The organism is Paenibacillus sp. Marseille-Q9583, from assembly GCF_976954365.1.
This window is the reverse complement of record NZ_CDRJTB010000001.1, coordinates 319,590-344,207: the sequence shown is the minus strand read 5'-3', so window position 1 is coordinate 344,207 and position 24,618 is coordinate 319,590. Positions and strand designations below refer to the sequence as shown.

The 24,618-nt window shown below is 43.0% G+C and carries 21 protein-coding genes and 1 riboswitch; of the genes, 18 read left to right on the top strand and 3 right to left on the bottom strand.

All coding sequences use genetic code 11. The annotated features are described in order from the left end of the window. The first annotated feature begins 85 nt into the window (after positions 1–85). From ACWNM1_RS01460 to ACWNM1_RS01425, 8 genes are all read left to right on the top strand, one after another. Complete coding sequence (locus ACWNM1_RS01460; RefSeq protein WP_449599300.1) at positions 86–1,873, top strand: response regulator; 1,788 nt, start codon at positions 86–88, stop codon at positions 1,871–1,873. A 197-nt stretch (positions 1,874–2,070) separates the two neighbouring features. After that, positions 2,071–2,667 carry a sensor domain-containing protein gene (locus tag ACWNM1_RS01455; protein WP_449599299.1) on the top strand — a complete coding sequence of 199 codons (597 nt, stop codon included), beginning with the start codon at positions 2,071–2,073 and terminating at the stop codon, positions 2,665–2,667. Between the two features lie 23 nt (positions 2,668–2,690). Further along, positions 2,691–3,296, top strand: coding sequence for a YkoP family protein (locus ACWNM1_RS01450; RefSeq protein WP_449599298.1), 606 nt, complete (start codon positions 2,691–2,693; stop codon positions 3,294–3,296). After that, complete coding sequence (locus ACWNM1_RS01445; RefSeq protein ID WP_449599297.1) at positions 3,296–4,060, top strand: polysaccharide deacetylase family protein; 765 nt, start codon at positions 3,296–3,298, stop codon at positions 4,058–4,060. The genes ACWNM1_RS01450 and ACWNM1_RS01445 overlap by 1 nt, the downstream gene beginning before the upstream one ends. A gap of 44 nt (positions 4,061–4,104) precedes the next feature. Next, the gene (locus ACWNM1_RS01440; RefSeq protein WP_449599296.1) at positions 4,105–5,742 is read left to right on the top strand and encodes a methyl-accepting chemotaxis protein; all 1,638 of its coding nucleotides are present in this window, start codon (positions 4,105–4,107) and stop codon (positions 5,740–5,742) included. 110 nt (positions 5,743–5,852) lie between these two features. Continuing rightward, on the top strand, positions 5,853–7,076 hold the full coding sequence (locus tag ACWNM1_RS01435) for an amidohydrolase (protein WP_449599295.1): 1,224 nt from the start codon (positions 5,853–5,855) through the stop codon (positions 7,074–7,076). A gap of 20 nt (positions 7,077–7,096) precedes the next feature. Then, on the top strand, positions 7,097–7,747 hold the full coding sequence (locus ACWNM1_RS01430; RefSeq protein WP_449599293.1) for a hypothetical protein: 651 nt from the start codon (positions 7,097–7,099) through the stop codon (positions 7,745–7,747). 92 nt (positions 7,748–7,839) lie between these two features. Next, entirely contained in the window at positions 7,840–8,898 is a 1,059-nt protein-coding gene (locus tag ACWNM1_RS01425) for a copper amine oxidase N-terminal domain-containing protein (RefSeq protein ID WP_449599291.1), read from the top strand. Between the two features lies 1 nt (position 8,899). On the opposite strand, the gene ACWNM1_RS01420 is transcribed toward ACWNM1_RS01425, so the two are convergent. Continuing rightward, positions 8,900–9,814, bottom strand: a complete 915-nt coding sequence (locus ACWNM1_RS01420) for a phosphatidate cytidylyltransferase (protein ID WP_449599410.1) — start codon at positions 9,812–9,814, stop codon at positions 8,900–8,902. Positions 9,815–9,909: 95 nt separating this feature from the next. Between ACWNM1_RS01420 and ACWNM1_RS01415 the strand changes: the two genes are divergently transcribed. Together ACWNM1_RS01415 and ACWNM1_RS01410 are read left to right on the top strand one after the other, a co-directional pair. Next, on the top strand, positions 9,910–10,452 hold the full coding sequence (locus ACWNM1_RS01415; protein ID WP_042192886.1) for a hypothetical protein: 543 nt from the start codon (positions 9,910–9,912) through the stop codon (positions 10,450–10,452). Between the two features lie 14 nt (positions 10,453–10,466). Further along, positions 10,467–11,222 carry a class I SAM-dependent methyltransferase gene (locus ACWNM1_RS01410; protein WP_449599289.1) on the top strand — a complete coding sequence of 252 codons (756 nt, stop codon included), beginning with the start codon at positions 10,467–10,469 and terminating at the stop codon, positions 11,220–11,222. 194 nt (positions 11,223–11,416) lie between these two features. On the opposite strand, the gene ACWNM1_RS01405 is transcribed toward ACWNM1_RS01410, so the two are convergent. Beyond that, on the bottom strand, positions 11,417–12,046 hold the full coding sequence (locus tag ACWNM1_RS01405) for a TetR/AcrR family transcriptional regulator (RefSeq protein WP_449599287.1): 630 nt from the start codon (positions 12,044–12,046) through the stop codon (positions 11,417–11,419). A gap of 203 nt (positions 12,047–12,249) precedes the next feature. Between ACWNM1_RS01405 and ACWNM1_RS01400 the strand changes: the two genes are divergently transcribed. From ACWNM1_RS01400 to ACWNM1_RS01390, 3 genes are all read left to right on the top strand, one after another. Then, complete coding sequence (locus tag ACWNM1_RS01400; RefSeq protein ID WP_042131593.1) at positions 12,250–13,011, top strand: SDR family oxidoreductase; 762 nt, start codon at positions 12,250–12,252, stop codon at positions 13,009–13,011. Between the two features lie 120 nt (positions 13,012–13,131). After that, the gene (locus ACWNM1_RS01395; protein WP_076298035.1) at positions 13,132–13,926 is read left to right on the top strand and encodes an alpha/beta fold hydrolase; all 795 of its coding nucleotides are present in this window, start codon (positions 13,132–13,134) and stop codon (positions 13,924–13,926) included. A 40-nt stretch (positions 13,927–13,966) separates the two neighbouring features. Next, the gene (locus tag ACWNM1_RS01390) at positions 13,967–14,956 is read left to right on the top strand and encodes a sensor domain-containing diguanylate cyclase (protein WP_449599285.1); all 990 of its coding nucleotides are present in this window, start codon (positions 13,967–13,969) and stop codon (positions 14,954–14,956) included. Between the two features lie 15 nt (positions 14,957–14,971). Here ACWNM1_RS01390 and ACWNM1_RS01385 read toward each other — a convergent pair whose 3' ends face one another. Next, positions 14,972–15,823, bottom strand: coding sequence for a leucine-rich repeat domain-containing protein (locus tag ACWNM1_RS01385; protein ID WP_449599284.1), 852 nt, complete (start codon positions 15,821–15,823; stop codon positions 14,972–14,974). 119 nt (positions 15,824–15,942) lie between these two features. Between ACWNM1_RS01385 and ACWNM1_RS01380 the strand changes: the two genes are divergently transcribed. From ACWNM1_RS01380 to ACWNM1_RS01360, 5 genes are all read left to right on the top strand, one after another. Next, entirely contained in the window at positions 15,943–16,626 is a 684-nt protein-coding gene (locus ACWNM1_RS01380) for a Crp/Fnr family transcriptional regulator (protein ID WP_449599282.1), read from the top strand. 55 nt (positions 16,627–16,681) lie between these two features. After that, positions 16,682–17,665, top strand: coding sequence for an EAL domain-containing protein (locus tag ACWNM1_RS01375; protein ID WP_449599281.1), 984 nt, complete (start codon positions 16,682–16,684; stop codon positions 17,663–17,665). A gap of 109 nt (positions 17,666–17,774) precedes the next feature. Further along, complete coding sequence (locus ACWNM1_RS01370) at positions 17,775–18,347, top strand: hypothetical protein (protein ID WP_449599280.1); 573 nt, start codon at positions 17,775–17,777, stop codon at positions 18,345–18,347. Positions 18,348–18,504: 157 nt separating this feature from the next. Beyond that, a riboswitch (cyclic di-GMP riboswitch) is annotated at positions 18,505–18,591 on the top strand. 157 nt (positions 18,592–18,748) lie between these two features. After that, the gene (locus ACWNM1_RS01365) at positions 18,749–20,701 is read left to right on the top strand and encodes a discoidin domain-containing protein (protein ID WP_449599279.1); all 1,953 of its coding nucleotides are present in this window, start codon (positions 18,749–18,751) and stop codon (positions 20,699–20,701) included. A 59-nt stretch (positions 20,702–20,760) separates the two neighbouring features. Then, a complete protein-coding gene (locus tag ACWNM1_RS01360; RefSeq protein ID WP_449599409.1) occupies positions 20,761–24,573 on the top strand; it encodes an NPCBM/NEW2 domain-containing protein in 3,813 nt (1,270 codons plus the stop codon). Positions 24,574–24,618 lie beyond the last annotated feature (45 nt).

Here is a 24,618-nt window from a genome sequence, read left to right as displayed (position 1 = left end):
CTCATGACCTTTTGTAACTAGTAAGGCCTCAGGGGGTTACACTATAATAAGGGTCTAGTCAGCATAATTTATAGGGGGCAATGTCTTGTTTAATCTGGTCAAACAGTGGTTCTGGTACGATTGGCTCGTCCTCCTGTTTCGGATTTGTTTTTCTACTTCTATATTGATCACTATGTGTTATCTTTCGGAGGATTTTACGATTCCTTTTTGGATCGCGTTTGTTTGGGGGCTGATCTCTTTTTCAGTGCCTTGGTTCTGTTTACAGCTTCATTATAAATATTATCTGATTGCCGAGATGCTTCTTTCGGGTGGCTTATGCTTATATTTGGCTGCTCTATTTCCTGAATCCTACATCACTTTTCTGCCTACCGCTTTTATGATTGCCAGCAACAGTGCACAGAAGTCCTATCGTTGGTCAGCGCCGATTACGGTTATTTTGTTTCCAATTCTGTTGTCTAGGCTGTCACAGCAAGTGGATGCTGTTTCGATGATCCTGAACATTGGTTTGGTGTATACTCTTGGCTTCGCCTTTCATTTACTAATGGTCAATCACAAGCAGAGCGGAATCATCAAGGATCAGAATGCGGTCTTGGAGCAGTATATCTCACAAGTCGAGCGTATGACACTTCTGGAAGAACGAGATCGGTTGTCCAAAGATTTGCATGATACGGTAGGGCATTCTTATACTTCAATTCTTATGGGACTAGAAACTTTACGTTCTGAGGTGAACACCCCGGATGGGGAGCAAAAGATAGATGCCTTGTTAAAGCTAACTCGTAATGGCCTAGATGATGTGCGTAAATATTTGCACCATGTCGGCTCTTCCCAGGATTCATTGACGCTTATGCAGTCGCTGCAGAAATTAGTGGATGATTTCCAGACCTTTTCGAAGATTAAGGTTCGTCTAAGAACGTTCGGAGAGGCGTATTCAATATCTAAGCAGGCCAAAATGACCTTATATAGATGTTTGCAAGAGTCGATAACCAACGCTGTTCGTCATGGTCAAGCCAGTGAAATTGTCATCACCCTGCATTACGAAGAAAAGCTGATCCGGCTGGAAGTGCAGGATAATGGATTAGGCACTGAGGATTTAAAAGCAGGATTTGGTGTGAACGCGATGAAAGAACGTGCTTCTAACTTGCAAGGCCAAGTGTACTTCTACTCTAAGCCAGGGGAAGGAACCCTAGTGACCTGTAGTTTACCAAGGCTTGAAGAGATACAGGAGGAAATGATTCGCTTATTGCTGGTCGATGATCAACCTTATATCCGGGATAGTCTGCGAATTATTTTAGAGCAGCAGCCGGATTTTGAGATTATCGGGTTAGCAGAGAATGGTGAACAAGCAGTAGGCTTCTGTGAGCAGGAACAGCCTCATGTGGTGCTGATGGACTTGAATATGCCAGGCATGGATGGTGCGGAAGCCACCAGGCTTATTAAGCAAAAGTGGCCAGGGGTACGAGTGCTAATCCTGACTACTTTTCAAGAAACGGATATGGCAGTCGAGGCGCTGCAAAATGGAGCAGATGGCTACTTATTAAAGTCCACCGAGCCTCAGGAGTTATTCGAAGGGATACGTCTCGTACATCGGGGCGTAAAGATGATAACACCCGATATTACGAATGTATTAATTGATCACTATGAGATGAATCCAGCTTCAGAAGCACCGACGGAGAAGTGTAATGAATATGGGCTGACCCCGCGGGAGCTGGAAATTCTAGAATGCCTCTCAAAGGGCATGCGTTATAAATCCATTGCAGCCAAATTATATTTGTCTGATGGAACGGTGAGAAATTACGCCTCTACCATCTATGCTAAGCTGGGTGTACGGAACCGCGAAGAGGCTGTTGAGAAAGCCTTTGGCACTTTGGAATAACTAAAACCGAATGATCTAAAATTGTAGAGCGAGCACCTTGTTGTCTATTTTCCCTTGTGGGAGTAGGCAATAGGGTGTTTTTTTGTGTGAAATGACTGTCATATGACATTATGGCACTGGTCGATTTTACATCAGGAGCTCTAACATAGGATTTACGAAGTTGAACAAATTTTTATTCCAGAGAGGGAGAGAAGAAGATGAATCAAATGATCCGGAAACATGTTAGGAATTTCTGTTTTTTATTAATTACTTTTGCGACAGGGCTGTTTTACCTTTGCTTTTATTTGGTGGGCGTCACTTTTGGGGTCGGGATGTCCTTTACCTTAGTAGGGATTCCAATCCTTTATTATGTTTTGCGTTCTACCGAAACCTTTTTACAGCATGAGCGAATTCGAACGAAAATCTATACGGATATCTCCGTTCGCACGCTTCCAACCGGATCTCAAGAAGAAGGCAGCATGTGGGAAAGGGTTAAGGCAGAGTTTCTAAATGAACATAACTGGAGAGCGATTATAGGACTGATGCTGCAGGGTATTATCGGAATGCTCAGTCTAATCTGTGCGACTCTTTTTTACTTGGCCCCTATTATTCTCTTGTTCGCACCTGTCTTGTACTTACTCGGCATCACTTCTATCTCGTTATTCGGGATTGAGAATAATACGCTCAGTACCTCGCTTTTCTTCATGCTGTTAGGTGCGGTATTTCTATGGATAGGTGCTTATCTCGGAAACAGTCTGGTAAAGATGATCGGCAGGTATACACGGCGTTTAGTAAAGAATTTTGCTAGAAGATAGTCTTAAACAGGAAAGAAGGAGAAATGATGGTAGCTTCCGTTTCATTTATAAAATTATTCTCTCAATCCCTTTGGATGATGTGGGAGAGCCTATTCGCTGTTGTTACCAAATTCCGCAGCCAGTCCGTGTGGAGATACGGGATATGCAAATTGGTAGTGTTGAAGTATCACGGTGAAAGTATAGTCTGCCAAGATGGACATCAGATTCTTCCCGGAGATTGGGTGGGGGAGCTTCATCTGGATAATCGTCAGGTAGTGCAGCTTACGCGTACCCTGGGCGCTGATCGGGCCGGAATTCGAACTGCACGTATGCTTCGCGAGGCCATGAAGGAGATTAGTCGTGAACTAGATAGCAATCCAGAACTAAGCAAAGTGCAGGCGCTAACGGGGATTACGCTACTTCACCGGGGGATCATTCATGGAATAGGGTTTGAGCAGCATCCTATCAAGTCCAAATGGCAGCGGCGATGGTTCGGAATCTATCTTCGGTTCTTACTTCGGATGCTGCATCCGGAGGGGAAACATCGCGTTGAGGACAGCACGGAGAAGTTGTCTCCTAAGATGCTCGTGCTTAGTAAGCAGTCTTTGAAAGCGCGGTTTGCTCCTCGAAGGAAAGAGGCGGTTTCCTAATGTGGACGCTCCTTATTTTAGCTATAGATGCGATTATTCTTTATATGATTGTTCCGTTTGTGATTACTCGAATATTGGGATGGGGAGTTGTATCCAGAGGAAATGCCGCGAAGGAAGTTGCCTTTACTTTCGATGACGGACCAGATCCATGCTATACCCCTGAATTATTGGACTTGCTGCATGAACATGACGTTAAAGCAACTTTTTTCGTATTAGGCAAAAGGGCTGAGCAATTCCCGGATTTAATCCAGCGAATGCACCGTGAAGGACATCAGATCGGCATTCATAATTATACACATACGCCTAACTGGATTTACTCTCCATGGACGAATAGACGGAAGCAAGTAGATCGAACAGCTGATATTGTCGAGCGGATTACAGGAGAGCGGCCTATCTTGTATCGACCACCATGGGGGCTCCTTAATTTAGGCGATCTTGTCTTTCTTAGACATCCTTATCGGGTAGTGTTGTGGTCTGTAATGGTGGGAGACTGGAAGGCGTCTGTCAGCGCAGCCCAAATAAAGCATGACTTATTGAAAAAGATAAAACCCGGTTCTATCATCGTTCTGCACGACAATGGTGATACACCTGGGGCAGATCGAGAAGCGCCGCTGAACATGATCACCGGACTGGAAGAGGTCTTAAAGGAGATTCCTAGAAGGGGGCTGAAGAGCCAGCGAGTGGATGAGCTACTGAACAAGGAAGCTAGTCGCATTGGAGAAGCTAGATCCAGCGTCAAACATCACGGTCAGATTAATCTGTAGCTATGGATGACATGATGTCACTAGATTGGAAGGGAATTCAGACATTGAAAAAGAAAACCGTTCGAACCATCGTTATGACCGTTTCTGTAGTATACATGGTGTTAATTTTTGTAGGTCTATGTATGTACACATTTTCTAAGTTTAATAAAATTGTCAGTCATGAAGTTGAACAAAAGCTTAACTATAAGGTGGAGCTTACTTCTACTAAACTGAATAGTCGATTGCCGAATGATTTCGAGAAGAGCTTGGCTGAAATGAGTGAGGAGGATGCAGGTTATTATTTTGTCATAGATAAAGCTGGTCGATATGTAGCAAGCCAGAGCCCTAAGCATGATATAGGTAAAGCTATATTTGATGAACCGGACATACAGTTGCAAAAGGTTGGTCAGGTCATAGCACAATCTACGGGAACTAGTGGTACGGAGGACTCGAAGAATGTTTATGCTTTTACAAGGATCGGCGATACAGATTACAAGCTAGTGCTAGTGATGTCTGTAGAACAGATCTTGGAGCCAATGATGAACAACCAATATTTAATTATTGGCGGTTTTGTTATCGCTTTGATTATTTTTATTGTCTTACTCTTCATTATCTTAACCCGACTTATTGTACGACCGCTGCGAAGAATCAATGAGCATGTGATGGAGCTTGTTGAACACGGAGGCGATCTGACTAAGAAGCTGGACATGAAGCGTAATGATGAGATTGGGATGTTGGCGTATTCCATGAATCAGTTTCTGGATAATATTCGGGCCATCGTCGGGAATGTTACTTCACAGGCCAATCATCTGAATGAAAATGCAGAAATACTTCAAGTTTCAGCAGAGCAGACAAATGAGACATCCAAGCAAATCACCACGATTATTACGGATATGGCTGTGAGGTCGACGGAGCAAGCAGAACATGTGCGGCAAGTACTCACGATGATGGAACGGACAGGGGAAATCTCTGAGGAAATTATGCAGGAAACGGTAAAGACAGTTCACGATTCCAATCATTTAATAAAAGCGGTGCAAACGGGCCAGCGTGCAAACCGGGCATCTGTAGATCACTTGGAAACTATGGTTAGTTCCATTGAGCGCTCAACAGAAACCATTGCACAGCTGAACAGCCGATCCAGCCAAATCGGTGAGATCATTAACGTAATTTCCGAATTGGCTAGTCAGACGAATCTACTCGCGCTAAATGCAGCCATTGAAGCGGCCCGCGCTGGAGAGCAAGGGAAAGGTTTTGCAGTAGTTGCAGGAGAGATCCGTAAGCTTGCTGAAGGTTCCGAAAGAGCAGCCGAGCAGATTGCCGAGCTTGTTGGCGCAATTCAAGCAGATACGAATGCAGCGGTCAAAACGATGGAATCCAGTCAACAAGTGGTCAATCAACAGAATGATTTAGTATTACAAGGGCAACAATCCCTGGAGGAGATCGTTCAGAAGGTTGATCTAACGACCCAAAGCACGCTGCGCATTCAAGGCATATTTGGTGAGTTGTCTACAATGTCACATCAATCATTGAAGGCTCTAGTGCAATCTTCGCAGCTCATTGATCAGTCGGCATCGTCCTCACAGGAAGTAGCGGCTTCTACGGAGGAGCAACTTGCGACTATCGATGAGATGGCGACCAAACTTAGAGAACTCAGCGAGTTATCTGTATTTTTAAAGTTAGAAGTTGGGATATTTACGATATAGTCTTATGCTAAAAACCATTCAAACATTTTTTATATAGGAAGGGCTATGGTACCATTTAGGATAAAGTGGTTCGCACCTATATTAAATCGTTGAGAAAAGGATGGGGTAGCATGTTGAATGCTTCTTACTGGTTAACCAATATAAGATTAGAGCAGGGTTATGTTATTGAGGATGGACAAGTGGTTGGTACAGATACGAAGGTTTGTCATATCCGAATTGACGGAGATAAGATTTCAGAAGTGGTTGGAGCAGACGTAGAGCTTCGGAGTCATCTACCTAAATATGACTGCAAGGGGTTATTGATGCTTCCTTCCTTTGAGGAGGCACATATCCATTTAGATAAAACATATTTCGCTGGACCATGGAAAGCGGTAAAGCCTGCTGCCGGTGTCTTCGAACGCATTGAGGAAGAGAAGGTATTATTGCCTAAGCTGTTGCCTATGGCGAGACAACAAGCGGAGAGCATCTTGACGCTTGTACAGCGTTTCGGTGCCACACATGTGCGTAGTCATTGTAATATTGAGCCTGTCAGCGGTCTGAAGCGTTTAGAGGCAACGCTGCAAGCATTGGATACCTTCTCCGGCAAAATTTCATCTGAAATTGTATCCTTTCCGCAGCATGGTCTGCTTCGGTCTAATTCTGTTGAATTCGTAAAGCAATCCCTAGCAGAGGGGGCAACCTATGTAGGTGGTGTCGATCCATACTCAGTGGATGGAGATATCGAGAAGTCACTCCAGACCATGGTCGAGCTAGCGGTAATGAATAATGCTGGCATTGATCTTCACTTACATGATGGAAAAGAAGCAGGAAAGCAGACGCTGTCGCGTTTGGCTGATCTCACAGAAGAAGCTGGCTTACAGGGCAAGGTGACCGTTAGTCACGCATTCTGGTTCGCAGGTGCATCGCAGCAAGAAGCAGAAGAAATGGCTGCACGGATGGCATCACTTGGTATGGGTATTGCATCCACAGTACCTATTGGAAGAATGATGATGCCACTACCGATGCTGCACAGCCAAGGTGTACAAGTGAAACTGGCAACAGACAGCCTTACGGATCACTGGTCTCCTTTTGGAAATGGAGATCAATTGGAGAAGGCGGGACGGTACGCAGAGTTATATGGGTGTAGTGATGAACGGTCATTATCGCAATCCCTTAGATTCATAACAGGAGGGATAACGCCTCTTAATCTAAAGGGTGAACAGGTATGGCCAAAAGTAGGAGACACGGCAAGCTTTGTGCTGCTGCATGCCAGCTGCTCGGCCGAAGCAGTAGCAAGAAGAGCGGACCGTCAAGCGGTATGGTTCGAAGGGCGTCTCGTGAGCGGATCATTGTAGGGATATGAGAGGTGGATGACATGCTCATCTCTAACCATTTACAACAGTATAAAGCAGCGCTGCTCTCTCTTCCGAAGGGGACCGTGCTATCGAAAGATGATCTGCAGGTGGATAAGCTTCTAATGAAGCGAAGCGGGAAGCTTGAAATGTACTATGCACCGCACAATGAATACATTAATCCATCTGCAAAGGTGATCATTATCGGACTAACACCCGGGTTTACACAAATGAGAATAGCCATACAAGAAGCAGTCATTGGGTTGAAAGCCGGGCTTTTAGATGAAGAGGTATGCAGAAAAGCAAAAGAAGCGGCGAGATTCGCAGGCTCCATGAGGAGTACGTTAATTCACATGCTAGATACACTTGGGCTTCATCAGTACTTAAACCTTACCTCTTGTGACCAATTGTTTCAGAAGCAGCAAACGAACCTGCATACCACCTCTTTATTGCGTTTTCCTGTATTCGTAGAGAAGAAAAATTTAATTATTCCTTTAGGAAAAACGGTGGAGGGAATGCTCCAGCTTATGGTATCTGAGGGTAAGCTCGATGATCACCGCTGTTTATGGGGATTTCCTCATCCTTCTGGAGCGAACGGACATAGATTTAAGCAGTTTGCCAGCCAGCAAGAGAACATGACAAAGACGCTCCAAGATCATTTATGGAACGGCTGAGTGATCAATCTTATCGCAACATTTTTCCTGGACCTCACGTTAAGAATGATAGAGTAGCACAATTTCATTCATCTCAGGAGGTATAATTCACTATGAAAACATTCAGAGTAATCGGAGCGGTCCTCGCTGGCACGCTCATAGCATCGAACGTCATAACTGCTGCTCCAATCCAGCCAGCTCCAGTCAAACCAGCGACTAATTCCTCAGTACCGCAGGATTCTTATGGTGGTCTAAAATATGTGCTAGTCATTGATGGTAACGGCTACTCCCCAGTCGATGTTCCGCTATACGTAGGTTCAAGCAAGGAAGTTATGATCCCAATCCGTACAGCAGCTGAAGCGCTTGGATACAAGCTAACATGGACTCAAAGCCTTCAATCGCTAGGTCTTGAGAAAGATAGCCAGTCGATGTCCTTTCAAATTGCAAAAGATGCTTACCGTAATGGTACAACAATTCTTTCGCTGGGTGCTGTACCAGAGCTAAAGAATGGCAAAACCTATGTTCCATTATCATTCTTCGAAAAAGTATTGAAGCTTGAAGTAGTCGCAGGCCCAACTGGAACCATATCGATTAATTCCAAGGAACAAGGCAATGGAGAGACCGCTTCAGACACGATCAAGCAAGGATCAATCACTAGTATCTATAAGGGCGAAAAAAATGCTGAAATCGGCCTCAACGGCTATGGTCATGGCGTTCGCCTAGGCATTTCTGATGAAACGGAGATCGTATCTGCTGATAATAAGAAGCTAACCTTTGCTGATCTGCAGCTAGGCATATCCATCGAGGTCGAGCACAGTATGGTCATGGCTATGAGCATGCCGCCATTGGCGGGCGCGATCAAGATTGTTGTGAAAGAACAGGCTCCCGATCAGCAGACCTTGGGAACGGTTGGCGTGATCGAAGAGGTTACTCCTTCAGATAATGGCACGACCCGCGTTGTAATCAAAGGCGTTAAGCTCAGTGATTCTTCCTTCGAGACGATTGTTCTAAATACTACAGATACTACGACTATTCTCGGCACGAAAGACAATCAGAAGATTGCCATAAGTGAGCTGAAAAAAGGTGACAAAGTGTATGCGTTCTACGGTCCGATGTTGACCAAGAGCTTGCCACCTATCGGCCAAGCGACCAAAATCGTTGTAGAAAACTAATTTACATGAAATCGAAGAAATAACGGATGACATGGAAAAAGACCGGCGAGGTGTAGGTCAAGCTATCCACACGGCTTAAATAGCTTTCTTTCAAAGCTACGAATTTATCGCCATCACCGATGAGCAAATCTCGCTTCAGCACGGAAACCGTTAAGCTACCCAAGAAGCCGCTCAAACTGATTAGCATGCCTGACAGGAACCCGAAGATCGGGTTGAGCGGCGTCAGGTAGGGATAGATCAAATAGGAGACCCCGGTTGTTACGACAAACGCACAGGCAAAACCTTCCCAGGTTAAATACGGGTTGGCGGTTGGGACCACCTTGCGCTTTCCCATATAAAGGGATGCGAGATAGTGGACCACATCATTAAGCTGTGTCAGCACTACTAGGAATAATACAAGCCCCGCTCCATACTCCGGTGTAGCAAATTGAAAATAGGCTAAGTGACTAAGCCCAAATACCATTAGCATTAATCCCCACTGGGTTGAACTAACACTACGCAGGAAGCCAACGGTCCCTTTATTAATGAGCCTAGGTAGCGGAAGGAGTAAGAATACATAGACCGGGATAAAGACAATAAACATCCCATACCACTCGATATAAATCCAGTAGAACTGTAGAGGAATAGATAAGTACGCCCACAGAAATAGTCTGCGGTCTGATTTTCGTGATTTTATCATGGAGAAATATTCCTTGAGTGCAAAGAAGGTTAGCACCATAAGTGACAGTAGGGAGACGACTGGATTAAAAAGAGTAGCCAAACAAAAGATGAAGAGCATTCCCCACCAGGTTTTGATACGAAAGCCGATACCTGTATAGTCTTTACTTGGTTGTAATCTGCCTATAACTACATACATCAAGTGAATGGCCGATAAGGCTGCAAAAATCAGGATTATCGTTAATAGAGAGCGGTCGATAGTTAATCACCAACTTGTCGTAGAGTAGATTCCATTAATGGGTTCATATGTTATTATGAAGGAAACGTCCAATCTTGATAAGGGGAAAATTGTAAATGGCAGATGATCCATCGGTCTTTATCTTGCTTACGAATACCGGAACGCTCTTTACGAAGCTTATTCAAGGCTACACGAGAGCACCCTATAATCACGCCTCGATCTCCTTTAACCGGGAGCTCTCCGAGTTATATAGCTTTGGCAGAAAGCACCCTAGCAACCCTCTGAATGGAGGATTCGTGAAGGAGGATATTAAGACAGGCACGTTCAGTAAGTATCCCAATACAACATGTGTTCTTTACGAACTTCAAGTAACAGCTCGTGAAGTAGAAAAAATGGAGCGGGTACTCAAAGTCTTTATCCGAAGTCGTCAAAAGTATCTCTATAATATTCTCGGTGTAATTGGTATCGCACTGAAGGAACCTGTCGAATTCAGCAACTCCTACTTCTGCTCACAATTTGTTGCGGAAATTCTGGAGAGGTCCGGCATTAAGCTATGGAACAAGCTGCCTGCGCTCGTAACGCCGGATGATTTTCGGCAAAGCGATCGGCTGAAGCTGATCTATCAAGGCAAATTAAGTGAGTACGAACCTAAAAGCTAAGGGAGGGTATTTAGATGAATAACAAAGAACGGTTCTCAAACCGGGTTGATTCTTATGTGAAATATCGCCCGAGTTATCCTAAAGAAGCCATTGATTATTTATACAATACGATTGGGCTAAAACCGAATTGTGATATTGCGGATATTGGCGCAGGAACAGGAATATTCTCAGCACTGCTTCTGGAGCGCGGGTGCCGCGTGACTGCCGTTGAACCAAATCCGGAAATGCGTACAGCTGCGGAGGAGAAGTTCGCAAAGGATAACCATTTCCGCGCATTGCCTGGGTCTGCCGAGAAGACAGAATTGCCAGACCAGTCTGTAGACTTTATCGTGTGTGCCCAAGCGTTTCACTGGTTTGATAGGGATGCAGCGCATTTGGAATTCAAGCGGATTCTTAAACCGGGTGGAAAGGCAGTTCTGATATGGAATTCTAGGCGTACTTACGGTACCCCATTTCTGGAGGAATATGAGCAGCTTGTGCAAACCTTTGGCACCGACTACACTCAAGTTAATCATAAGAACATTACCCCTGAGATCCTTAGTTCCTTTTTTAAGGAAGGGCAGATGCAAGTAGCGCACTTTAGCAATCAGCAGGTGTTTGATTTCGAGGGATTAAGCGGGCGGGCGAGATCGTCTTCCTACATTCCAGCCCCTGGAGATCCACGTTACGAGAATATGATGACGGAGCTGAGGAACCTATTTGAACGAAATAAACAGGATGATAAAGTGTTTTTTGAATATGAGACCGAGGTCTATTGGGGCGAAGTATAATAAATGAAATCAGCATATTAAAAAGACTCAAATCCTAGTGATAACAGGGATTGAGTCTTTTTTACTTTTAGTTACGAAAGATGAACGTAAAAGGTGGTGGATTTGCCGACCGTGCTTTTGGCGTAAATTTTTCCTTTATGAGGTTCAACGCTGTATCTATCTTCAGCATAAATGAGACTGACCGTTCTGGAGATCTAGTTTCTATTCACTGGGGTGGAACCCAACTCAATCGGTTTATTAGAAGTGTTGATGATCACATTGTGTGAATTAAAAGACAGAATTTGAATCAGCTGCTCTGCCATATGGTTCGCAGTATATTTGAAACCTCCCTTTACCCATTCCATGATTAATCCAAATAGAGCATAGGCCGTATAGCTAGAAAATAATTCGATATTTATATTGTTATTAGTATTATTAACCGCGACTAAGTCCTGCTTGGTCAGCTCCTTTAAGATGTCACAAATCTTATTTTGAAACCCAGGCAGAACATTGGAATTTACAATGATGGTATAAAAATTAGAGTAGGAAACGACATGCTCAAAAATTTTGATGCTAGAGGTAGTAAGCTCACTCACCATGAATTTATCGGTATGGAGATAGGGATCTTTATAAGCCTTAATTAAATCCTCCAGCACATCATCAATCAGCTCATTCAGAAGCTCTTCTTTGGTTTGATAATGCTTATAGAAAGTTCCACGGTTTAAATCAGCTAGGGTAACAATATCGGTTATCGTAATGGTGCGGAAATTCTTTTTTTCCATGAGTAATATCAATGCATTTTTTAGTTCTTTCTTCGATTTACTCGTTCTTCGATTTTTAAGCAACAGAAGACCACCTAACTGTCTATTTTCTATTCCTATTTCAACACAATTCCAAGTTATATATATTTATGAACATTTGATGTCTCATTTGTATATTGATAGTTAAATTGCAGAAGATTAAACTTGAGTAGAATAAATTTTAAGTTATTTAGAGATTTTATAAATTAATACTTACATTATAGATAAACGTAAAGGAGACTTCCAACATGAAACTTCAAGACAGAGTTGCAGTTGTTACCGGAGCAGCATCGGGTATGGGGAAATCTATCGCAGAGTTGTACGCTAAAGAAGGTGCTAAAGTAATAGTAGCCGATCTTAACCTCGAAGGTGCGGAACAAGTCGCAGCAGGAATCGTTAGTAATGGTGGAGTAGCTAAGGCGTTGAAGGTAAATGTTGCTCTAGTCGAAGATATCAATAACATGATTGATACCGCAGTAAATGAATATGGAACGCTAGATATACTAGTGAATAATGCGGGTATTATGGACGGCTTTGAGCCAGTTGGTGATATTAATGATGAGAGATGGGATCTTATCTTTGACATCAATACCAAAAGTGTAATGCGGTCCACACGTAAAGCGCTACCTATTTTCCTCGAAAAAGGAAAGGGCGTTATTGTGAATACCGCTTCTACCGGTGGCGTAAGTGGTGCTCATGCTGGAGCAACTTATACTGCCTCCAAACATGCAGTAGTAGGCTTGACGAAAAATACAGCTTTTATGTATGCCAACAAAGGCATTCGTTGTAATGCCATCGCACCAGGAGCTACTGCCACTAACATTAGTGCTTCTATGAAAAATATTAATGAGTTCGGCATGAGCCGCACTCAACTAACACAGGCTGTAATTCCTCGTGTAGGTTCACCTGAAGAAATCGCACAAGTTGCGTTATTCCTGGCTTCAGATGATTCCAGCTTTGTAAACGGAGCAGTCCTCGCTGCCGATGCGGGATGGACTTCAGCATTCTAAAATTAGATATCATAAAAACTCCGCTAGAGATTACTCTAGCGGAGTTTTTTATGCTCTTGATATTTCCAGGTTAACCCTTCAAAATAGAGAGAATGCTAACTATAGAGGGAGTTATATGAAATGAACGATGTTAAGGCGCGGAATCATGTAAAAGTGATTGGAGAAGGAGAAAGAACCATCCTTTTTGCACATGGATTTGGGTGTGACCAGAGCATGTGGCAGTTTATCACGCCTTCTTTTGAGAAGAAATATCGAATCGTTCTATTTGATTATGTAGGTTCAGGTAACTCAGATTTAAGTGCATATACAACAGATAAATATCATACGCTCCACGGCTATGTACAGGATGTATTGGATGTCATCGAAACGTTGGAACTCAAAGATATTATTTTTATAGGTCATTCGATTAGTTCTATGATCGGGATGCTTGCTTCGATTGAGCGGCCGGATTATTTTGATAAAATGATTATGATTGGTCCTTCTTCATGTTATTTAAATGAGGGGGATACTTATTTCGGAGGCTTCGAGAAGAGCGATATTACCGAGCTTCTGGAGATGATGGAGATGAATTTTGCTGGCTGGGCTAGCTTTATGGCACCTCTTGCTATGAACAACCCTGACCCAATGTTAACGAAAGAGCTGGAGCGCAGCTTTATCTCGGCAGATCCTGTTATTGCAAGGGAATTTGCAGAAGTTACGTTCTTTTCAGATCATAGGGGAGATCTACCTAAGGCTACAATCCCTACACTTATTCTACAATGCTCGGATGACAGTATCGTACCTATAGCGGCTGGAGAATATCTACATAAACACTTGAATAATAGCACCTTCCGGTTAATGGAGGCTAAAGGGCATTACCCGCATATAAGCCATCCTGAGGAGACCATCACTTTAATTAATGAATATCTTACGTAAGCTAGATGAGATTATGCTGTGTTGAAAGGATATTTAGATCATGGATGACCGATTAAGATATGCGCCTTGTGGCTATGTTTCTATTACCCATGAAGGAATAATCAAGGATGTAAATCAGACGTTCTTGGACCGTATGGGGTATAAGCAGGTTGATTTGGTGCATAAGCATTTTGAATCTATCATGTCTACGGCAAACAAGCTTATTTTTCATTCATACTTCTATCCTTTTATCAGTCTGAATGGACATGTAGAAGAGCTATTTATCAATTTGAAGGACAGCAAGGGACAAGCCGTCCCTTACTTGTTAAATGGCAGACGCCTTGAGTGTGAAGGTGTAGAGGTCATTGATTGTATTTTAGTACAGATGGGCAAACGTATTGATTATGAGCTAGAGTTAAGATCTGCGAAGAAGCAAATAGAAGAGGCTTATTGGGAAAAAGATCAGGCGCTGGCAAAGCTCAAACAAATTCACCTGGAAATCGAGCAAAAGCAAGCTGAATTGCTGGAGATGAATGCCGTTTTAGTAGAATTATCTAATACAGATAAGCTGACTGGGCTGAAGAATAGAAGGTTTTTTCAAGAGAAGCTGGAAGAGCAGATTGCAGGGTATGGCCAAGTTCAAGCAGCATTTTCGCTGTGTATTATAGATATTGATCATTTCAAAAAAGTGAACGACACCTATGGGCATCAGACAGGTGACTATGTACTGGAGAAAATGGCGAGTATCTTGAAACTGCAATCTCGTAAAGAGGATATGGCGGTTAGATATGGCGGTGAGGAATTCATACTTCTTTTACCTAATACAGACATCTCGGAGTCAAAGATTATAGCTGAGAATTTACGGCAATCTATCGCGTATTCAACTTGGGAAATGGGCCGGATTACGGTGAGCATTGGTATAGCTACATTTATTCCAGCCGATTCAGAAACCACCCTTCTGCAAAAAGCTGATCAAGCGCTCTATGCCTCTAAAGAACAGGGGAGAAACTGCGTCACGCATAGCATAGATTTGAGTGAAAAGCTTCTTTAACAGGGGGCTTTTTTGTTATTTATATACGATACATCCTCTTTGCTCTAATTGCTCTAAAATATCTGTTCCCTTCAAGCTGTGATTCCATCTGAGATCCAGTTTCTCTAATCGTTCAAGCTGTAAAAGGGAATTCGGGATTTCTTGCAGGTTATTATCTCTTAAATCAAGCTCAACAAGGCTGCATAATTGATCTATTTCCTCAGGCAGCTTATTCAGTTTATTTTTTCGAAGGTTAAGTCTTCTTAACTTGCTTAGTTTACCGATGGAGGAAGGTAGTTCAGTGATTCGATTATCACTCATATCGAGTATCCGCAGTTCTTCTAAAGCACCCAAATGCTCTGGCAATACGACCAGTTGATTCCCATAAAGATGAATCTCTCTTAACCCTTTTATTTGTGTGATCGAATCAGGTAGACGTTCTAGCTGATTATAATAAAGCCGCAATTCAATTAGACTGCTCATTTCGCCTATACGGGTAGGTAATTGCTTAAGATGATTATCTGTTACGTTCAGATACTTGAGTTTCTGGAGATTACAAAGCTGCTCCGGCAGCTGTTCGAACTGATTATTACTTAGGTATAGAAAAGAATCCAACCCCCGTAGTCCTCCTATACTTTCCGGCAATACCTTGAGTCGATTATGGCCTAAATCCAACATTCTTAGGTGAACTAAGCGACCGATATTCTCGGATAACTGTTCGATTTCATTACCCGCATAATTAAGTACCTCTAATTCGTCATGAAGGAAGAGCTGGTCAGGGATTTCTTTAAGATGGTTGTTGTACATGCTCAGTTCTAGTAGAGGATTGCTCTCAAACACGATCTCTGGCGTTTCGGTAAGCCCTTTTCCGTCAAAATTATATCTCATGGAAGGTTCTCCTTTGTTATTGGTTTTGGCATCGTCACGATAGAATATAACAGGATGATGATTTATTATCAGTATGTTGGCATACAAAACTATGGAATGTTTTAGAAAGGAATAATGAGATGGAAGCTTCTTTTTGGACTGGCATTCGCTTTTTTCAGGGTTTACCCTCGGAGGAGATCAAGGCGGTCTCAAGATTATTCACTTATAAGGCATATTCCAAGGGGACTCTAGTGTTTAAAGAATCAGATCCGGGGGATCATGCCTACATTATCTATTCGGGAATTATAAGAGTGTACGCTACCACGAAAGGGAAAGAGCATACCGTAGATCTTTTTGGAAAAGGCGATTTCTTTGGCGATCTGGAAGTGATCCATCCCTCCAATATAAGAGTGCTGTCTGCGGTGGCTATGAATGATACTGTATTATTTGTGATTAAACGTGAGCCTTTTGAGCAGATGCTTGCCGACTACCCGTTGATTAAGGAACAATTGATGCTGCTGCAGATGGACCGTTTATTTTTATCGAATCGGTTATTACATGAAATGAAATTTCATGATGCGAGAGCGCGTGCGATATTTACAATAAGAAGACTATACCAAAGATTCGGAGCAGAGGAGCAGGGCAAACAGAGGATTGATCTTCGATTGACCCATCAGCAGTTCGCGGATATGATCGGAACGCTCAGGGAGACGGCTACCCTTGTGCTTAAAGATCTGCAAGAGCAAAAGATTATTGATATTCAACATCAGCAGATCACCGTGTTAGACCCGACGTATTTACTGGAGTATACGGATTTCGATTGAGATGAGCAGTTCCAGGATCTTTTTCAGAGAATTGATTATTAAAGGGGTTGTGAATGTGGCATGTAATCATTGTGTAGTAAGAGAGCTGAATTTTGAAATCAAGGCTCATGGTGAGCTTAATCTAAGGATTTTACCTGAGGTTATTCATCACTTGAGTAGAAGTAATACGATACATAAGGTAGAAGAAAATGTGATTACGATTAAGGAGGCTGGGGTGAGGGATTTCCTAGATTTCTGTAATGACCATATGGAGTCGGAGCAGTTTGAATTCCGTATAGATGACCAAACATGGAGACCTCTATCCGAATTACCTACTGTACTTGATATGGAGTGGATTGATGAGGTTATAACTAAGGGCTTAGTTACTTGTCACTTCCAACCGATTGTGAACGTACGGGAAGAGATTTTTGCATACGAGCTCCTATCCAGATTTAAAAAAGAAGATGGGTCCCTTATCTATCCTAATGAGATTTTTGCGGCGGCACGGAATCGTGGGCGTTTATATGCTTTAGACCGGTTATGTAGAATGACTGCTGTAAAATATGCGGCACCCTTAAATAAAAAAACGTTTATTAATTTTATCCCAACGTCGATCTACGCGCCAGAGTTCTGCTTAAGATCAACCGTTGAACTGGCTAATCAATTAGGCGCCGATTCCTCTCTTTTTGTCTTTGAAGTTGTTGAGACGGAGAAAGTGGATGATCTCGCTCATTTGAAAGCTATTTTGACATATTACAAGGATCGGGGATTTGAATACGCTTTAGATGATGTTGGCGAGGGTTTCAGCACGATCGAGATGTTATTGGAGCTTAAACCCCATTACATGAAGCTGGATATGAAATATGTTCAGGGTGTGTCCAGCGATCTGAACAAACAGAAAATAGCTAAACAATTTTTAGAAAAAGCTTTAGAAATTCAATCCATTCCTTTAGCAGAAGGTGTGGAGTTTAGAGGGGACTTTGAATGGCTTAAGCAGAGTGGTTATCAGTTGTTTCAGGGATATTTATTTGGAAAGCCTGATCCTATTCCCAAACAGTGATCCTAATGAGTATAACTCCGTCTAGAGGATGAGGTGAATTTCAGGTTAGAGTCTGAGTACAGCCAACCCCCGGGGTTGTATAATTAAGGTAATTGAGAAGGGGGACGGGATGGATATGAAATGGCATAAGTACATCACACGCTGGGCGGATTCTAGAGGGTTAGGTGGACGAGAAATTGATTATCAATGGCCGTCTCCATCATTTCCGGTGGTAAGTATTCGCAGCAATTTGGGTCGATACTCAGGTCAGGGGTATGGTCACGGAAGCAAGCCACAAGTGAAGACAGCTGTTGGATTAATTGCTATTGGAGATGTAGCTGTAGGCTTGATTTCCATAGGTGCGATAAGCGTAGGGGTTCTATCCGTGGGTGCAATATCACTAGGAATGTGGTTAGCCCTTGGAGCGATAGCAATTAGCTGGCTTGGCTTCGCGGCTGGGGCGATTGCCATTGCAGGAGTGGCTGTAGGCGCGATCGCGATAGCCGAAAAAGCGTTGGGAGCTGTCGCCATAGGTGATACGGCATTTGGGGCGGTAGCCATAGGACGGATTGCTGGGGGAGCAGTAGCTATTGGCCAATGGGCATATGGTCTAATCGCAGTTGGCGAGCATGGCTTCGGGTTAATTCCCATCACGGGCGATGTGTGGAATTGGTTCCGGCGTTTGTTTGGTGCGGGGAGTTAAGTAGACCTCCAGTCCTAAAGTTTCCTCTCTCTTCCGGGATACTCGATAAAGAATATCTATCACGATAGAAAAAGTAATTGCAATTACCTATTCGGATTTCATACCAATTAATCATGCGATCAGATGTAGCGTTATGTTACTCTTTGTAATGTATTCGAAACTTCATAGGCAAACCTATGGAAATGTAGGGACGCAAAGCTATAGGGACTAAGGTTATCATAACTATTGTCAGCCAGCTGCCAAAGAGTGTATTACGCTTTTTGTTCTTAAGGTTTAATAAAAATTAAGTCTTAGTTTTTATGCGACTTTATACGCAATCAAGCTACTCTTTTGGGGTAGTTTTTTTTGTGTCTATTTTTAGGCACGGAAGAGATTCATATTACATCTGGGGGGTAGAAAAGATGAGGAAAATGATTGCGATCGCTACATCGGCAGCCATGTTAGCCAGTTTTTCGAGTGAGGCAGGTTATGCTTTAGCAAGTGATGTAAGCAAGGTAAGTGTAGTGAACACTGTAGTGAACACTGTAGTACAAAGCAAGGCTAACCTATTCAGCAATGCGTCAGTTATTCCGTTTGATCTGTACGGCAAGGCTATCCTAGGTGCTTATAATGATGTTTTTAGAATGAATCCTGCGAATATTAAATCCATTACCAATAACGGTGGTAACTACTCAGGTTCACCTATAGCTAAGGCTATGGATGGCGATATGAGTACGCATTGGGAAACGGGCAAACCGAATAGTTCAACGTTTACGAATGAGGTTGTCTTTGTTTTCAATGAGTCCACTGAATTAAATAGAATCGTATACGCTGCAAGACAATCCAGTGCAAAGGGGAAGGGGTTTGCTCAGGAATTTGATATTTATGGTTCAACAACGGATGCAGGCGATTTTACGCTAGCATCCTCTGGAGAATATAAAGGCGGAGCAGGTGACGTAGTAGAGATTCAGTTTGCACCTACAACCTTCAAGAGACTTAAATTTGTCTTCAAAAAAGCTAACCAAGATTGGGCGAGTGCAGCTGAGTTTTCTTTTTACAAAGAAGATACCGTATCTGCTAAAATGAAAAATTTATTTACAGATGATACCTTGAGTCAAGTTAGCGCAGCATTTAATACGGTGGAGAAATTAACGGCTTTAGAACAAGAAGTGCAGACACATCCACTGTACGCACAGTTTCAAGCAGATATAGAGAATGCAAAAGTACTTCTGGAGAATCATCAAATAGAGGCAACAGCGGCTAAGGTTTCGAAGCTAAAAGCCTATGGTACAGCATATGAAAATGCCTATAGCGAAGCTTATAGAATGCCTAACTCTAATGTATCAAAAGTAACGGTGAACGGTGGAAGCTATCCAGGTACGAAACCTGAATACATACTCGATGACCAACCGAATACACACTGGGAAACCAATAAAAACAATGATGACAGCTTCACGAATGAAGTTGTGTTTGAGTTAGCGCAAGCGAAAATACTAGATAGAGTGGCTTTCCTGGCTAGAGATAACCGCAAAGGCTTTCCAGAGGCTTTTCAAATTTATGCATCAGAAACAAGTAAGGGAGAGACCTTCCAGCTCGTATCTAGCGGAACCGCGACTAGTACGAATGACTTTCTGGAGTTTAAATTCGAACCTACGAAGTTTAAAAGATTGAAATTCAAGTTCACAAAAGCCAATATCAACAGACCCTTTGCAGCTGAATTTAGATTTTATACAGAGGATAAAGTAAGCGAAGCTGTAAATGGTATTTTCACAGATGGCACGATGAGTGCGGTTGTTCCTGCTTATAATAGCGTCGAAGCAATCAATGAATTAGAAGAAGCGGCAAAAGTACATCCGCTCTATCCAATCCTGAAAGATTCTTTGGATTTAGCTAAGAAGCTAGTGAATGGTGAAGTTCAAACCGAAGGCACCATCATTGAGGCGGAACAACGTGGAGATATGAAAAAGCATGCGCAGGAAAACCTGAGAATTGGTTTCGGTACGAACAACCAGCCTACAGGTCTCGTTGCAATGCCTGGAGATACGATCAACGTTTATGTGGACGCAGCTTCTAGCGATAAACTACCTTCTTTAGTCTTTTCTCAACAAGAGGCGGCTTGGAATGTTTGGGCTAGAGGTGTGCAATTGCGTCCAGGTAAGAACATTATAACCGTTCCTGAATTTGCTACGAATAGTTATTATGCACATGAAGTGACTAAGGGCGGTACAGTGTATATCGTCAATCCATATACAGCAGAGGAACAAGGCAAAGCACCTATGATCCGCTTCGAGGGGCTTACCAAGATCCCTATGATGACCAGGACCACAGATCCAGAACAATTCAAAGCCTTCTTAACCACCTATAAAAAAAATTAGATGAAGATAAGGCAGCGCATCCGAATGTTCAAGATCGCGAGCTCATCGATGTGGTGGAAATGGTCAGCGATCATGTTATTTTCACAGGAACTGCGACAGAAGCTTATAACAAGTTTATTACGCAAGGAAATGATCCGCTGGGTACCGTCACCGGCTATGATACTTGGATGAAGACGATCTTTGACTTCTATGGCTTGGATGGCAGTAGTGTGCTTCATGATGCGAAGCTAATTCGTGAGAACATCCGATTGATGCAGCCTTATGGTGCGATGTATGCAGCGGGAGATCATACAGGGATACAAATTGGGACCGTAGGGACGATGTTAGGTGATTTTAACAAAGTCTATCCAGGCTGGGGATTGAATCATGAAATAGGGCATCGCTTGGCGATGGGTGAACGAGAATATGGTGAAGTAACCAATAATATGGTGTCTATGCTGATGTCAGTCTATGCGGACTCGATGGATACTCGTATTCCTTTTGAAAGTGATATTTATAAATATGTAATCGAAGAAAATAAAGTGGTTATGAATCAGCAAGGCTTATTTGCACAGCTTGGTGCCTATTGGCAGTTAGAATTGGCGCATCCGGGTTACTGGACAGAACTGACCAAGCTGTACCGCGAGCGGAAGGTCTCCCTTCCGAACGGCGACAATTCCAAGCAGCAGTATTTGGTGGAGTTCTCCTCTGAAGTGCTGGGGTTAGACTTAAGTAGCTATTTTGCCAGACATGGCTTCACTGTGAATCCTGAAACGAAAGAGAAGTTAGCTAAATACCCAGCACCGAAAAAGCTCTGGTATTTAAACAATTCAGTGGTTCATTATGAGGGAACAGGAATAGCAGATAAGAATGTTGCGATAAAGGTTAATATCACGCCTAACATTACTGCTAAATCGAACACATTAAGCTTCAGTATGGATAAGGATCTTAAGAAAGATTTCTTAGGTTATGAGGTGTATAGAGACGATAAGTTAGTAGGGTTTACAGGGACTGACCAGTTCGTGGACACGAATGTAGATAACAGCATCAATTATACGTACAAGATCGTTGGTTATGATAAGAAGCTGAGCCCACTGAAGCCGGTACAGGTTAAAGCCTTCAAGCCAGCGCTGTCTGTTGAAGATCAAATTACGTTAAAGCTTAATCAAACCTTTGATCCGATGAACGATGTAAAAGCGACTAACTACCAAGGGAACGATATTACTTCTAATGTCACCCTGAAAGCAAATACCGTTGATGTAACGCAAAAAGGCGACTACGAAGTGGTATATGAAGTGAAGAACGAAGGGGTTACAGAAACCAAAACTACACTGGTTACGGTAACGAGTGACTATGCTTATCTTTCGGATCTTAATGCCAAGTCAGTCGTTGTTGGTTGGGGTGAATTAAAGAAAGACAAAGCCGTTTCTGGTGGAATCATCACCCTTGTTCGACAAGGGTTAGCTGCGACCTATACCAAGGGAATCGGTGTACATGCGAACTCTGAAGTTATTTATGATATTGAGGGTAAAGGTTATGACTTCTTTGAAAGCTACATCGGGATCGATCAAGCGATGAAAGGAAAGCCATCCTCTGCAACCTTTGAAGTGTATGTAGATGGAGAGAAGAAATTCGGGAGCGATGTTTTCCGGGCAGGGACAGAGCATGAATTTGTGAAAATACCTGTGACAGGCGCGCGCGAAGTGAAGCTGGTTACCACAGATGCTACAGACGGCAATGCTTCAGATCATACGATATGGGCGGAGGCGAAGTTTACGAATACTTCAAGCAAGCCTACTATCACAGTGCCTGAAGAGACAACTTTTATTAAGCTGAACAGTGAATTTGATGTTTTGACCGATGTTACAGCCGTTGATAAGGAAGATGGTAACTTGATTGGAGCCGTTGAGGTAAGTCCGAATGGTTTTACTTCAAGCAAAACAGGCACTTACAACGTCGAACTGTCAGTTACAGACCGGGATGGGAATACAGCTGTGCAGACCAGAACAATCGTTGTGTATAGCGCTAGTAAATACTTGAGTGATACAGCTTGGCAGTCGGCAAGAACGGATTATAATGTTGTTCGTAAGGATAAGGCAAGTTCTAACAATCCGATTAAACTACTTGTAAATGGCGTAACCAAAGAGCTCGCTAAGGGCTTAGGAACGCATGCTAACTCTGAGATTGTATATAATCTGGCGGGCGCAAACTATGAATATTTTGAAACGTATGTAGGGGTTGATAGAAATATCCCGGAGCAAAACAACTCCAGTGTGATCTTCAAAATTTTCGCCGATGGGGTAGAAGTGTATAACAGCGGACTGATGAAATTTGGCACGGAAGCCAAACTAGCTCGAATCCCTGTGAAGGGTGTAAGTGAATTGAAATTGGTATTAGACAATGCAGGCAACGGAAATGCATCAGATCACGGTGATTTCGCTGATGCGAAGTTTATAATTCTGAACAGTACCCCGGAGCTTACCATAGCTAAATCAGTATCTACCAAAGTGGGCCAAGCGATAGCAGTAGGTGCAGACTATTCGGCAACAGATTCAGAAGATGGTGACTTGACGGCTCAAGTAAAGGTTACGGGTGAAGATCAAGTTAAATTGGGCAGAGCTGGAAAGTATCCGATTACTTATACAGTAACGGATAGTGATGGAAATACGACCACCAAGACTAGAACCATTGCCGTTGTAGACATGACGGACTTTACGTATCTGACGGATTACGACTGGAATTCTACTCAGAACAGCTATACCGCACCTTTGAAGGATAAATCTATTAGTGCCAATACGCTGAGATTAACAGATGAGAGCAATCAAGTAGTGTCCTACGAGAGAGGGATTGGAGCACACTCTAACTCGACGATTGTATACGATCTAAGCGATAAGAACGCGGACTACTTCACTTCCTATGTGGGTGTAGATCGACAAATGTATAGTACGGTCGGTTCGGTGAGCTTTGAAGTGTTTGTCGATGGAGAGAAGAAATTCGATAGTGGGGTTATGGGCTCCAGAGATCCGCAGAAGTTCATCGAATTGGATATTAACGGAGCTAAAGAGCTGAAATTAGTCGTTACAGACGGCGGAAATGGCAACGGATCTGACCATGCTACATGGGGAGGAACCAAACTACATTTTGCGAATGGAGATCACCTATTCACTGGGGATCTGGAGCAAGCCATTGCAGCGGCAAAAGCAATTTCTCTAGAAGGCTTCACGGCTGAGAGTATTGCGGCATTTACGGCAAGCCTTTCGAGTGCAGAAGCGGCTTTGACTAATCCCTCTGTCACACAAAGTGAAATAGATGCAGCCTCAGCAGCGTTACAACAAGCAACAGAAGGTCTGACCGAAATAGACCTTACGCAAGTCATTACCATTGCGGACAAATATTTAAGTGCTTCGATCAAGACTACGTTAGGCGTAACTGGAGAACTAACGCTAGGGGATATGTATAACCTTACAGCGTTAACGAGCGAGACCGGAAGAGCTAGATCCTTGGAAGGTCTACAGTATGCTAAGAACCTAGAGACACTTGATATTACTGGAAATGAAATCACTGATTTCTCCCCACTACAAGGGTTAACTAAACTAACGAGCTTATTGGCTGACCCTCAAGTGGTAGAAGTGGGAGGATTTAAGGGACCTGTGGTTGAATGGACCAATCCGGTGAAAGGGCTCGATGGCAGTAAAGTGATCCCTGATTCAGCAGGGGTCAGAAACACTGGAACATCTAAAGAAATCATGTTTGATATGAATGAATGGGCAGCTAATCCGGATGTGTTCACTATAGACCTATCGAACGAGGAGAAGGGAACTTACATGCTGGGGTTAACTTACCAAGTCGCAGGTAATCTCGTGCAATTAATTTCTTTTATTGATAACAATTAAATCCCATAGGCAGAAGAAAGCAGGCGAATTGTGGTGTATTCAACC